At 43.5% G+C, this 13,428-nt stretch carries 13 protein-coding genes; 12 read left to right on the forward strand and 1 reads right to left on the reverse strand.

Annotated features, from left to right (window positions below):
- Positions 1-57 precede the first annotated feature (57 nt).
- A complete protein-coding gene (locus Q5873_RS04560) occupies positions 58-1,347 on the reverse strand; it encodes a DEAD/DEAH box helicase (protein ID WP_303059509.1) in 1,290 nt (429 codons plus the stop codon).
- A 584-nt stretch (positions 1,348-1,931) separates the two neighbouring features.
- On the opposite strand from Q5873_RS04560, the gene Q5873_RS04565 reads away from it, so the two are divergent.
- The 12 genes from Q5873_RS04565 (at position 1,932) to Q5873_RS04620 (ending at position 13,395) form a co-directional block, all read left to right on the forward strand.
- Complete coding sequence (locus tag Q5873_RS04565; RefSeq protein WP_028255599.1) at positions 1,932-2,165, forward strand: FeoA family protein; 234 nt, start codon at positions 1,932-1,934, stop codon at positions 2,163-2,165.
- An 11-nt stretch (positions 2,166-2,176) separates the two neighbouring features.
- Positions 2,177-4,570, forward strand: coding sequence for a ferrous iron transport protein B (gene feoB / locus Q5873_RS04570; RefSeq protein ID WP_303059511.1), 2,394 nt, complete (start codon positions 2,177-2,179; stop codon positions 4,568-4,570).
- A gap of 150 nt (positions 4,571-4,720) precedes the next feature.
- Positions 4,721-4,903, forward strand: a complete 183-nt coding sequence (locus Q5873_RS04575) for a FeoB-associated Cys-rich membrane protein (protein ID WP_038155262.1) — start codon at positions 4,721-4,723, stop codon at positions 4,901-4,903.
- 169 nt (positions 4,904-5,072) lie between these two features.
- Positions 5,073-5,351, forward strand: coding sequence for a DUF6110 family protein (locus tag Q5873_RS04580; protein WP_303059512.1), 279 nt, complete (start codon positions 5,073-5,075; stop codon positions 5,349-5,351).
- A gap of 1 nt (position 5,352) precedes the next feature.
- A complete protein-coding gene (locus Q5873_RS04585) occupies positions 5,353-7,467 on the forward strand; it encodes a heavy metal translocating P-type ATPase (protein WP_303059514.1) in 2,115 nt (704 codons plus the stop codon).
- Positions 7,468-7,613: 146 nt separating this feature from the next.
- Positions 7,614-8,015 (forward strand): hypothetical protein, encoded by a 402-nt coding sequence (locus tag Q5873_RS04590; RefSeq protein ID WP_303059516.1) that lies wholly within the window; start codon positions 7,614-7,616, stop codon positions 8,013-8,015.
- Positions 8,015-8,914 (forward strand): hypothetical protein, encoded by a 900-nt coding sequence (locus Q5873_RS04595; RefSeq protein ID WP_303059518.1) that lies wholly within the window; start codon positions 8,015-8,017, stop codon positions 8,912-8,914. The genes Q5873_RS04590 and Q5873_RS04595 overlap by 1 nt, the downstream gene beginning before the upstream one ends.
- Before the next feature lie 192 nt (positions 8,915-9,106).
- Entirely contained in the window at positions 9,107-9,718 is a 612-nt protein-coding gene (locus Q5873_RS04600; RefSeq protein WP_028255606.1) for an ECF transporter S component, read from the forward strand.
- A gap of 344 nt (positions 9,719-10,062) precedes the next feature.
- The gene (locus Q5873_RS04605) at positions 10,063-10,260 is read left to right on the forward strand and encodes a hypothetical protein (RefSeq protein ID WP_028255607.1); all 198 of its coding nucleotides are present in this window, start codon (positions 10,063-10,065) and stop codon (positions 10,258-10,260) included.
- Positions 10,261-10,378: 118 nt separating this feature from the next.
- Positions 10,379-11,089, forward strand: coding sequence for an NUDIX hydrolase (locus tag Q5873_RS04610; protein WP_288190274.1), 711 nt, complete (start codon positions 10,379-10,381; stop codon positions 11,087-11,089).
- A 125-nt stretch (positions 11,090-11,214) separates the two neighbouring features.
- Positions 11,215-12,717: an aminotransferase class I/II-fold pyridoxal phosphate-dependent enzyme gene (locus tag Q5873_RS04615; RefSeq protein ID WP_303059619.1), complete on the forward strand. Its 1,503-nt coding sequence runs from the start codon at positions 11,215-11,217 to the stop codon at positions 12,715-12,717.
- A gap of 3 nt (positions 12,718-12,720) precedes the next feature.
- Complete coding sequence (locus Q5873_RS04620; RefSeq protein WP_288190273.1) at positions 12,721-13,395, forward strand: dTMP kinase; 675 nt, start codon at positions 12,721-12,723, stop codon at positions 13,393-13,395.
- The last annotated feature ends 33 nt before the right edge of the window (positions 13,396-13,428 follow it).

Below are 13,428 nucleotides of genomic sequence, written 5' to 3' on the forward strand. Positions count from 1 at the left end.
CTATCGTTATTGAGTAACGATGATGATATAGTGAATAGGCTTTTTGTGTTATTGGTATTATCGGCGACCGCGGCGTCCCCCGGAAGATCCGGTGCGTCGTTGCCGTGTATTACTTCCTTTGTGACCACGAGCTTTATGTGCCTTGGCTTTGGTGGCCTGATACGTAGAGGTGATGGTTGTTTTTTTCGAAGATGTTACTTTCTTGGGTGCTTGCTTACTGCCCTTGGTTTTAATTTGTCCATCCTTTGTATATTTTGTTAAGGTAGCCTCGATGGCTCGTTCGATGCGACGGAGCCAAATTTCTTCATCCGGTGAAGCAAAGGTAACTGCAACGCCGGTGGTACCGGCACGACCGGTACGGCCGATACGATGGATATAGTAGTCTACGTCATGAGGTACTTCGTAATTGTAGACGTGACTGATACCTTCAATGTCAATACCGCGTGCTGCAATATCGGTAGCTACCAAAATCTGCGTGCGGGCACGTGCAAATTCTCGCAATACCTGTGTACGTCGGCCTTGTGTCATATCGCCATGCATTTCTCCGATAGTAAATCCGGCTGCGGTTAATTCATAGGAAAGTCGGATGGCACTTTCACGAGTATTGCAGAAGACGATGGCCAGATACGGATTATCTTCCCAAATCATTTCGATAAGACGGGGCAACTTGTCCTTGGCATCCATCATATACACTCGTTGATCAATGGTATCTAAGGTAATATGCTCACCTTTGACCGTAACAGACATAGGCTTTTTCATATAGCTTTTAGCTAAGGCGCGAATGCGGTCGGGGATGGTAGCGGAGAATAGAAGAAGCTGTCGATTGGCATCGGTACGATCGATTAATGTTTCTACATCCGGCAAGAATCCCATATGTAGCATTTGATCGGCTTCGTCTAATACAACGCGACGTACTGTGTCAAGGTGAAGAGAGCCGCGCTCAGCATGATCCAACAGACGTCCCGGTGTACCGAGGATGACTTGTGGGCGTCGTCCGAGTTGTTGTAATTGTCCTTCTATAGTACGACCACCTGTTAAGGGTAGCACATCAACGCCGAGAATATCTCCGATGTATTTCGCTTCGTCGGCTAATTGACGAACTAACTCACGGGTAGGAGCGATAATAAGTGCTTGTTCTTGATGGAGATCAATATGGATACGTTGAATAATAGGCAGTAAGAACGCCAATGTTTTGCCCGTACCTGTTTGGGCTTTAGCAATGACATCGTGACCCTTAAAAATGGGAGGGATAGCCTGCGCTTGAATCGGCGTGGGTTCTTTGATTCCTTTTTTTAATAGTGCATCTTGTAATTGAGGGAGTACCCCTAATGGTTGAAATGTTTTCATAGCAGTTTCCTTGGTCATAATAAATAACAAAATAATAAATAAAATCTTGTAAATAAAATCTTATAAATAAAATCTTATAAATGAGGTGTCATCGTGTGCCTTAGGTGATATATACAAATCAATGTACATTCTCGCTTTATCAATTAGTAGAGAAAATACTGAGGCTGAGACATCTATTAATTGAAAATATCCTTTTTTTAAATTATACAGGAAAGTTATAGGGGAGAGCAAATAAATACCTTGTTTGCGTGACGTGGGCAACATAAATAGAGAAAGTGAAAATATAAATGAGAAAATATGGACGTTAAAATGCATGGTCATAAATAATTTTGATAAAATTTCTCAATTTAAAAAGAGGTGGATTATCATGTAAATGATAATGGACAGAGTGGATGATGATAGGTATAAAGAGGATAATTAAGCTATTTTTAGATATTATCTAAAATATTCGAAGTGTATCGAAAATATTAAATATTGATAATGGTTATTGAAATATTGGGAGAAGGTTGTTATAATTGAGTTGCAATTATTTATCATTTAAGTGGCAAGGCTGTTTGTGAGTGTCTTGCATAGGAGGTGTAGTTATGGCTACGAAGACATTGGCACAGATGAAACCAAATGATGAAGGGATTATCGTTGCTCTTCGTGGTACCGGCAACATCAAGCATCGTCTTATCGATATGGGACTGGTGCCGGGGACGAAGGTTCGTGTGATGAAGTTTGCTCCTTTGGGGGATCCGGTGGAGATTAAAGTTAAAAACTTTGATTTAGCACTGCGTGTAAGTGAGGCAGCAACAATAGATGTAGAGGCTGATTAGGAGGAAGTGTAATGGCAGACAGTAAGGCCAACAGCATCCGGATTGCGTTAGCCGGCAACCCGAACTGCGGCAAGACTACTATTTTTAACAATATAACAGGTTCTAAACAGCATGTGGGTAACTATCCCGGTGTAACTGTTGAAAAGAAGGAAGGCGAATGTACTTATAAAGGACAAGAGATGATGCTCATCGACTTGCCGGGGACATACAGCTTAACGGCACGGTCACTGGATGAATTAGTGGCTCGTAATACAATTATTAACGATGAACCGGATGTAATCATCAATGTATTGGATGCATCCAACCTCGAACGAAATTTATATTTAGCGGCACAGCTTTTAGAATTAGAACGTCCTTTGGTTATGGCCCTTAATATGGCGGACGTAGCTAAGGAAATGGGCATTGATATCGATATCAGAAAATTGAGCGAAATGACCGGTGCCACAATTGTCAGCACGGTAGGCAGAAATAATGTAGGGACTAAGGATCTACTTGATGCTGTTATCGATGTAGCAAGAGAGCAAAAGAAACCGGGTATTACCATTAATTACGGTGATGTACTGGAACCAGCTATTCAAGAGTTGGTAGCAGAAATCGAAAAGGCCGGCAGCATTACCTATCCGATTCGTTGGGTAGCAATTAAGCTACTTGAAAATGATGCGGACGTAGCTAAAAAGGTACGGGTTTTTGAAAATACGGAGAGGGTATTAGCTAAGGCTGAAGAGCTTCGCAATACACTGAAAGATAAGGTGGATTTGGAAGTTGTATTCCAAGAATTCCGTCACCGTTATGCAGTAGCTACGTATACGGCGTCTCTTAAAGGTGAAGCAAAAATGCAGGATACCCAGTCGGATAAGTTGGATAAAATTTTGACACATCGAGTATTGGGGCTTCCGATTTTCCTTTTTGTTATGTGGCTCATGTTTAACTTAGTTAATGAAATCGGTGCCTATCCGCAGGGCTGGATTGAAGATGGTGTGGCAGCGTTGGGAGAATGGGCGAAGACCGTTATTCCGGCCGGACAATTACAATCGTTGGTTGTTGACGGGATTATCGGTGGTGTTGGTGCTGTTCTCAGCTTTGTGCCGCTGATTGTCTTGTTATTCTTGGGCATCTCCTTCTTGGAGGACACTGGATATATGGCACGTGCAGCGTTTGTTATGGACCGTGTCATGCGTGCGTGCGGTTTACACGGTAAATCCTTTATTCCGTTGCTTCTTGGTTTTGGGTGCAGTATCCCGGCTATTATGGGCGCGCGTATTTTGGACAATCGCCGAGATCGGATGATTACGATTCTGGTATCGCAACTCATGAGCTGTAGTGCTCGTTTGCCGGTATATACTTTATTTATCGGAGCCTTTTTCCCGGTTGCGCAGCGAGGGACAGCACTTTTTGCAGTATATATTGCAGGTGTTATTTTGGCCGTTGTTATGTCTAAGATTTTCCGTAAGTTTTTATTCCCCGGCGAATCTGAACCGTTTGTTATGGAAATGCCACCGTATCATATGCCTACACTAAAAAATGTATTAATGCATATGTGGGAACGGGCTTGGTTATATATTAAAAAGGCCGGTACGTTTATTTTGGCTGCATCCGTATTGATTTGGTTCCTGGCCACTTATCCGCAGGATGTTCAATATTCCCAAGACTTTGATGCGGCTCGCGAACAGGTGACCCAAACGTTTGATGCTAAGGATGATGCGCTGTTAGCTCAGTTCGGTATCAACACATCTGACGGTAAGGATGCTGTTATGGCCATTGTTGATGAAATGACGGCAGCTACGGAAGAAGCCGAAGCGGCTGCCGAAGAGGAAGGCGATGATGAAGAGACAGCAACGGCAGAGGAAGCCGCTGATGAAAAAACAGCAGAAGTGCCTGAATACATGTCCTCTATCCGCGCTACCGCTAATGGTAAATTCGATGTAGCTTGGGCTATTTATTTGAATAATCAGGAACGTGATGAACAGATTAGTCTCTTGGATCAGCAGGAAGCGTCTGAAAAGATTCAAGGCTCCTATGCAGCGATGATTGGTAAAGCGATTGAACCAATTATGAAACCGCTTGGCTTTGATTGGAAGATGAGTGTATCTTTGGTAACTGCTTTAGCTGCTAAGGAAGTTATGGTAAGTACACTGGGGACGATTTATGCGGTAGCTGCTGATGAAGATAATGAAGCACCGCTTCAGGTATATCTCCAGCAGGATCCGGCGTTCAGTCCTTTGGTAGCAGTTGGCTTAATGACGTTTGTGCTTATTTATCCGCCTTGCTTTGCAGCAATGGCTGTGTTTAAACGTGAAGCCGGCGGATGGAAATGGTTAGCCTTCTTCTTTGTGTATTCTAATGTGTTGGCTTGGGTTTGTACCTTTGCCGTATATCGCATTGGTTTGCTCATGGGCTTCCATTAATTGTAAAATTCAAGGAAAGCTTTCAACTTTCTAATTGAAAATCAATAATTATCTATGGAGTGATAAAGTTATTTAACATATAGGGATTTATATATTTCCTTACATGTGCATGTTAATATCTAATTGATAATAGAAAGAAGATGGTTTATAATGATGGAAACAATGATAGTCTACTTAATCGGGCTTTTGGCAGTGCTGTATGTAGCGAGAAAAGCGTATCGTAGTTGGCAGGGAAAAGGCGGCTGTGGTAGTTGTGGCGGTTGCGGCGCAAGTAAGGCAGAGTCTTCCTCCGGTTGCGGTGGATGTAGCAGTATGATGGAAGCAAAAAAATAAATGGTAGGATGTTGTTGTTCGTAAGGGTCTGTATATCTATTGGGTAGTTACAAAGGGGGCCGAAGAAGTAAGTGATTATTTCTTCGGCTCTTTTTGCTACATATATACATGGGATTTGTGTAAAGCGGGCATCTATACTGATGCCAAGTAATGAAAGGTGGTTTTCATAATGATGAAATTCAACAAGAACAAGGTACAAAACGCAAACTTCTTTATGTCCGGATTGGCTTTAGGTACGTTGGGCCTCAAAGTATTGACCAGTAAGGATGCGCGTAAAGTGTATGCAAATGTTGTAGCGGCAGGATTGCGTGCGAAGGAAAGTATTATGCAGACAGCAGAAAAAGTACAGGCCAGCAGCGGTGATATTTTAGCGGAAGCTAAAGAAATTAACGAAGCACGCAGTGAAGAGTTATTTAAAGAAGTTACCAAAGAAGTAAAGGAAAAATAATATGATACGCTTTTCTGTAATCAGACGATTGCGCCGCCGGTTGCATGTGAAATGTACAGGTTGGCTATTTACTGATGCACAGGCTGCTTACATAGAAGAGATGCTGGAACGAACGGATGCTATTGAAAAGGCACAGTTTTTTACACGCTCCGGTGAAGTTGTGGTGATACATAACGGTGATGAAGCGGCAGTTAAGGCGGCGATTCTCTCTATACGTGATTTGGATTTAACGAAGGCTCCCGCATTAACAGAGTACTCGCCGCGCCTTGTGAACAAGCGTTATCGAGAAGATATGATCAATCAAACGCTTTTGTATGTAGGGAAGCGTTTGCTTTTACCTATGCCATTGCGTACGGCTTGGTCGTGGGTGAGTGCAGTTAAGTTTGTTGGCAAGGCTGTAAAAGCCTTGTGGAAACGGCGATTGACAGTGGATGTGTTGGATGGTGTCGCTATTACGGTATCGTTGTTACGTGGGGATGTATCAACGGCAGGCGCAGTTATGTATTTGCTGGGAATCGGCGAAACCTTGGAAGAATGGACTCTTAGAAAATCCGTTTTGAATTTGGCGGAAAGTATGTCGCTTAACGTCGATAAAGTGTGGGTAAAGGTTGATGGTACGGAAATCAGTCGGCCTGTAGCCGAAGTAGGCGAAGGTGATTTAGTAGTTTTGCGGCAAGGTGAGGTTGTGCCTGTTGATGGTGTTGTCGTTGATGGTGTAGTCCTAGTAAATGAAAGTTCTATGACCGGTGAACCTGTACCGGTAAGACGCGATGCGGAATCATCTGTCTACGCGGGTACGGTAATCGAGGAAGGCGAGTGTACCATCGAAGTGCGAGGGAATTCGAAGAGCTCTCGGTATGAAAAAATCGTATCACTCATCGAGGAGTCGGAACAGATGAAGTCAGGTATGGAGCAGAAGGCATTCCACATGGCGGATCGATTAGTTCCCCTCAGCTTTGCCGGCACCCTTTTAACATATTTACTAACGCGTAATACTATGAAAGCACTTTCGTTCCTAATGGTGGATTTTTCTTGTGCGCTTAAACTAAGTATCCCGTTGGCGGTACTATCGGCTATGCAAGAGGCTTCACAACGAGGAATTACGGTGAAGGGCGGTAAATTCCTGGAGCAAATTGCGGCGGCAGATATGGTTGTTTTTGATAAAACCGGAACATTGACGAAAGCAGAGCCTGTGTTTGAACAGATAATTCCATTTGATGGACGCGATGCGGATGAAATGCTAATGCTCGCTGCTTGTTTGGAAGAGCATTTCCCTCATTCTATGGCAAAGGCCGTTGTTAATGCGGCGACACAGCACAATTTACCTCATAAAGAGCTTCACTCTAAGGTGGAATATATTGTAGCGCATGGTATCGCATCGAGGGTAAGTCGCTATCGATGCCGTATTGGCAGTGCGCATTTTATTTTCGAGGATGAAAAAACAGTTATCCCGGAAGATGAAATAGATAAATTTAATGCACTGCCCAACACGTCATCCCATCTGTACTTAGCAATTCGCGGTCGCTTGGCAGCGGTTATCTGCATTAAAGACCCGGTGCGCGAAGAAGCAGCACAGGTAGTTCGCGAACTTCACGAACTGGGAGTAAAAAAAGTGGTTATGATGACCGGCGATAGTAAACGCAATGCGGAACGGGTAGCAGCGGATATTGGTATCGATGAAGTGTATGCCGAGGTGTTACCCGATGATAAGGCAGCCTTTGTTAAGCAGGCAAAAGAGGATGGTTATACGGTTATGATGGTTGGCGATGGCATTAACGATTCTCCGGCACTGTCGGAAGCGCACGTAGGCGTTGCTATGAACGAAGGTGCACCTATTGCACAAAAAATTGCTAACGTCACTATTTCATCGAATAATCTGCAAGCTCTTGTCGATTTGCGTCGAATTTCCATGGCGTTGATGAAGCGCATTCATTTTAATTACAATTCGATTGTCGGTGTCAACGGTGGCTTAGTAGGGCTTGGTGTATTTGAAATATTGACACCGAGTATTACAGCATGGCTGCATAATTTATTTACGCTGGGAATAGGATTACGGAGTATGACTCCGTTGCTACCGGATACTTGCGCTGAACAAAATAGAGAGGCTAACCGGTAAATTTATTTGATACTAAGGCTGTTATCGTTGAGAACATTGACGATAACAGCCTTTTCCTATGTGTTATGCTTGTCTGGGAGCCATAGATATAGTAGAATGAGAAGAGTTGAGTTTGCATGACAAGTATGTATGACAAGGGGGTTATCATGAAGGTTCTTACCGATATATTAGGACGGACGCTATTCATGAGCTTTTTTATTATCTTATTGCCCATAGGTGCGTATACCATACACAATGGATCGAGTGCGATGGCAGCCGCGTTTAGCTATGCGGTACTGTCCGTGTGTATTCCTTTTTTTTATCTTACTTCATCGCGTAGTGGCTTTGGCCCGGCAGAAAAACGCGCCAATCGTTGGGTGTATCTCTTAATGTGGTTTCTCATTCAAGTAGGCACATATGGAATTTTTATGGCCTTTGATTTAACGTGGTTGTGGGAATTACCGACTATCGGCCGTGATGTTGTCTTTATACTGATCATGTATTGTCAGGTGGCGATGGGACTGTGGTTGGCGTATGGTGTTTCCGGTTTAGTAAGAGGTGAACAGTAATGGTGCAAGGTATGCTGCGATTTGGTGCACTGTCGGCGTTGGGATGTATTCCCTTTTCTCTGCTGGCCGGTATGGGGCATTTAACAGGTACATCCGTGTTGGTGTTTGTGCTATTGGCACTGGTTGTGCCGGTGTTGGTATATCGTAATATGCATGTACGCTTAGGCATGGAGTTTCCTTGGCGCACAGGAATGTATGTATATAGCTGGTTGGGGTGGAATGTATTTTTCCTAGCCGGTAATGGCTTGGTACCTTTATCAGTCACGTTAACAGCACCGTGGCAGATTACGATTGTGTGGGCAGCGGTGATGCTACTGGCTATTGTGCTAATGGTAGGAACAGCTTCATTGTTAACGGCGTTTTTTAATCGACCGCGCCAATTTGGGTTGGTCGATGAAACACTGGATATTGCGGTGTATAGTTTACCTTTACCGATGCTGCTGCTTGGTGATTTATTGGTGCTGGACGTAAGTGACCCATTGGTTGCCATGCAAATCAGCAACACTGTGTTTGGTATGCTGGCTCTTGTTGTGTATGCACTGGTAATCTTGACGATGGCTACGATTGCTTTGTATTTATATCCGCGGCACGGAGAGAATAAGGCCGTTAGGTTATGTCGTATTTTGGTTACGGCTGCAGTATGGTTGGCTATTAACGGCCATATGCTATACGGCTGGAAGCCGGAGTGGTCATATATGGTGCTTGATTTCTTGCTTCCGGTATTCCGTGGTAGCTATTTAGTATATGTAACGCCCGGCCTTTTTGAAGTTGTTGTACTATATATTTCTATGTGGCTTGGCAGATGGGTAGAAATTATTTGGGAGCGTAGACAGCATCAGAAAGAAAAGATAGCCAATGTAGATATCATTATGCCATCTAAAAATAATAATGATAAGTGATAACTAAATAAATGAATATATTGATAGCGGCTTGACAAATGCAGGTCGCTATATTAGTATACTAGATGATTTTGTGACCTCTTAATGTCTGTATCTTTTTGAACAGAACGGAATGAGGCATGTACGAAATCATCTTTTTATTTTTTTATTTCGACTTATATCCCGTGGGGAATAAGAACGGAGGAATTACACATGGCAAAAGAACAGACAATGGATGTAAAGGCACCGTACGCGAAAAAACGATTTTCGCTTCGGCAAATTGCGGTGGTAGGTTTACTTTCGGCACTGACCGTAGTACTTAGCGTAACCGGCTTGGGATTTATCCCTATTCCGCCGATTAATGCTACCATATTGCATATTCCGACTTTGATAGGGGCTCTCGTAGAAGGTCCTAAGGTAGGGATGGTGATTGGTTTTGTTTTCGGTGCGTATAGTATGCTACAAAATATTATGGCACCAAACATTATGTCCTTTGCATTTTTAAATCCTTTGGTAGCGGTAGTCCCGCGTATGTTAATTGGACCGGCAGCATATGTAATCTATAAATACATGCCGATAAAACGAGCAGCGATAAAAGTGGCAATTTCGCTTTTCTTAGGAACGATGATCCATACTATTTTGGTTATGGGGATGATTTATCTCATTTATGCGGAACCTTATGCGGCAGCGCAAGGAATTCCGGTAAGTAATGTTCTTAACATTGTAATCGGAGTGGCTTTATTCCATGGACCGTTGGAAGGTTTAGCAGCAACCGCTATCGGTACTCCGGTAGTGATGGCATTACGTGCAAAGTTGAAGAAATAATATCGTAGACGGTATTGTTTACAGAAAATATATAGATGGCACTTCGTAAGAAGTGCCATTTTATTATGTATCTTTAGATTGTTGAAGTCACGTTAAGAGTCGAAATAATAAATTATCGCTAGTCGGGTGCAAAAAAGATTGTGTCCATATATTTTTATAGATGGTATAATATCTGTTAATATAAATTAGTAAAAATTATAGAGTGAATTTGACAATATTAATATTTTTAGATATAATAGATTACGTTATTGAAAATGAATAACCTATGGAGTTAACCCATCCATAGTTCGCAACTTGATATAACCCGATCGTGTTGCAGTACGTTTTATAAAGGAGGTTCGATTATGAGCAGAATCAGAACGTTATCGAACCGCTTATCAGTGCTGGGATATAGTGGTTTCGAAATTTCGCATATTATTAATAATGCCGCCGGCGGAAAGCATTTACATGCGTTGACGCACTCACAGTTGCATGAGGTAGCACGGCAGTTAGAAGAATATGTAGCGCTGGGTACGGAATACGTAGCGTCTTACAGTAAATAATGACTAGTAAAAGAGACTATCAATGGATAGTCTCTTTTTTCTTATATATGGATAGTATATAATAGATAAGATATAACAACTATGAGCGTAGTACTAAAGAAATATACTAGGAGGAATTATGATAAAAAGGCACGCAGATAAACGAAAAAAACGTGCTTCCGCGACAGCCTATGCGGCGGGAGAGAATGCACACGCCGTTGTAATTAAGGCAAACAGTACCAAAAAATTATATAAAAATAAAAAAAAGAAATCCGGTGTGACAGGTCGTGGTCGCAGTAATGTGAAACAAAGTGGCGGAGCACCGTTGGGAATAAAGTCAAATAGTGCTCGGCAAGGAAATCGCACATTACGGTATACTCGTCAAGACAATCCTATAGCTACGAAAAAGACGACACACATGAGTATGTCTGTTAAATGCATGGTATTCTGTGATGGCGAAGTACTTCTATTGCAGAAGAAAGATAGAGAGGGGCTGCGTCCGTGGGAATTTCCCGGCGGTGGTTTGGAGTTTGGTGAAGACTTGCGAGCGGCGGCTATTCGCGAGGTCCGCGAAGAAACAGGTCTGTCTGTCCAAGTGTTAGATGTGGCCGGCTTGTGGTCGTTTGCCCGAACGAAAACCAGTTTTTTAACAGGCGTTATATTCGTAGCAGAAACAACATCAAAGAAGGTACGTCTATCACATGAACATACGGACTATGCCTGGGTGCGTCCGGCAGATTTTCATCGGTATCACTTACAAAAATCATTGCGTACAGCATTGGAGGCTATTCGGGATACAAGTCCTCGCGGTGATGAGTTACGACATTATTTTGTAGAAACATTTCGCTAGGAGGTTGCATGAGCGAAGAGAGTAATAGGCAAGGACGTGCAGTGGATGACATGTCGACACAGGATGAGGGAAACGTAGATTGCCATAGAGAAAACGATGTACGGGCGAAGGGGAATCAAAATGATATGCCCTATGTGCGTATGCTGGAAGAATATGTGTCGCAAGACTATGTACCGTTCCATACACCGGGACACAAAATAGGTAAGTCTGCCCCAGTCTTGTTACAACATTGGATGGGGCCGGCCTTACCGTATGATTTGGGTGTCATGTATGCCCTGGATGATTTACATGAGCCGGAGGGACCATTAAAAGAAGCGCAGGAGTTGGCAGCGCAGCTGTACGGCGCAGAGCATACTTGGTTTTCTATTAACGGCACCACAGCAATTATTCAAGCTATGATTCTAGGGACAGTTGGCGAAGGGGATGCGATAATTGTTCCTAGAGAGGCACATCGCTCGGTAATAGGCGGTCTTGTGTTAAGCGGCGCGCGGCCTATTTATATGGAAGGACGATTTAGTGAACGATGGGGTGTTCCTTTGGGAGCTTCTGTTGATGAAGTATGTCGGACGATGGATGCGCATCCTGAGGCTAAAGCGTTGCTATTGGTACATCCTAATTATTATGGTATCGGTATAGCTATAGAGGACATTGTTGAGGAGGCTCACCGTCGAGGAGTGATAGTTCTTGTCGATGAGGCCCATGGACCGCACTTACCTTTTGGTAAAACCATGCCGCTAGAAGCAATCGCTGCTGGTGCTGATGTAGTGGCACAGAGTACGCATAAGCTAGCAGGATCCTTGACGCAGACCTCTATGTTACACGCACAAGGTAAATTGGTGGATTACCGACGTATTACACAAGCGCATCAATTACTACAAAGTACCAGTCCAAATTATATTTTTATAGCTTCTTTGGATATGGCACGTCATCAATTAGCTACGGAAGGTAGGCAATTGGTAGCGGCTACGGAACACTTGTCCGTTTCCGTGCGGCATCGGTTGCGTACTATTACAGGTATAGCGGTGCCGGAAGCTAACGACTTTGGCGGCGATGGCGGACTTGACTGCACAAAAATTCTTATTGATTTTAAAGGGCTACAGTTATCAGGCCGTGAGGCGGAACAGCGATTGCGCAAGCATCGCATTGAAGTTGAATTGGTGCAGGGCTATCATGTGCTCATATTGTTGACAATCGGTGATGACGAAACATCAGCTAATGCCTTAGTACAGGCGGTGGCGGCTGTTAGCAAGGAGCGACTTGACGAATTACATAGAATGAATATAGAGGGTGTACAAGGTAAGCATAGTGATCCTGCTCATGAGCTAGGGCGAGATGCAATTACGGCCCTCGCAGGTTCGGAGGTGCGATTGCCTAAACCTGATGTGGTGTTGACACCGCGCCAAGCCTGGCAGGCAAAGAGAGAAACCGTAGCATTGACGGATGCGATAGGTCGTATTAGTGGCGAAACCATCAGCTATTATCCGCCGGGAATTCCCTTTTTGGGGATGGGAGAACGGATTACACCGGATGTAGTAGCGTATATAAAACGACGTCGTTCCCTGGGATATGTACCGAATGGTGCCAAGGATGAAAGCTTACAGATGATAGTGGTGTGCAATGAGGAGTAATATATGGGACGATTGATTATTATTGAAGGTGGCGATGGCAGCGGTAAGGCCACGCAAACAAAGGTATTGGCACAGCGTTTACGCAGTGAAGGGTATGCGGTTAAGACTATAAGTTTTCCTAATTATGATAGTCCGGCAGCTATGCCTGTTAAGATGTACTTAGCCGGTGACTTTGGTACATCTCCTGATGCTGTCAATCCCTATGTGGCCAGTTCTTTCTATGCGGTAGATCGATTTGCTTCCTTTCGCCAAGACTGGCAAGAAGCTTATGAAGGTGACGCGATTATTTTGGCAGATAGGTATACTACGTCAAACATGATTCATCAGATGGTAAAATATGATAATCCTGCAGAGCGCAGAGCCTTCTTAGATTGGTTGGAGGACTTTGAGTTTAATAAATTTGGATTGCCGCAGCCTGACGCGGTATGTTTATTGGATATGCCTTTATCTGTAAGCGAAGCGCTGATGGCAGACCGTGTAGCTAAAACGGGTGGTGCTACCGGTGATATTCACGAAAATAATCACGCATATCTCAAGGCGGTTCATGCTGCTTACGATGAGTTGGTAGCACGATATGGTTGGCATAGGATTGCTTGTTGCAATCAGAAGAATCAATTGCGTAGTATTGCCTCGATTCATGAAGAATTGTATGCGGCGATACAATCCGTAATTCTTTAAAATATCCTCTTTTTAGTATATAATATAGATACT

This window comes from Veillonella magna (assembly GCF_959600285.1).
GTDB lineage: Bacteria > Bacillota > Negativicutes > Veillonellales > Veillonellaceae > Veillonella_A > Veillonella_A magna.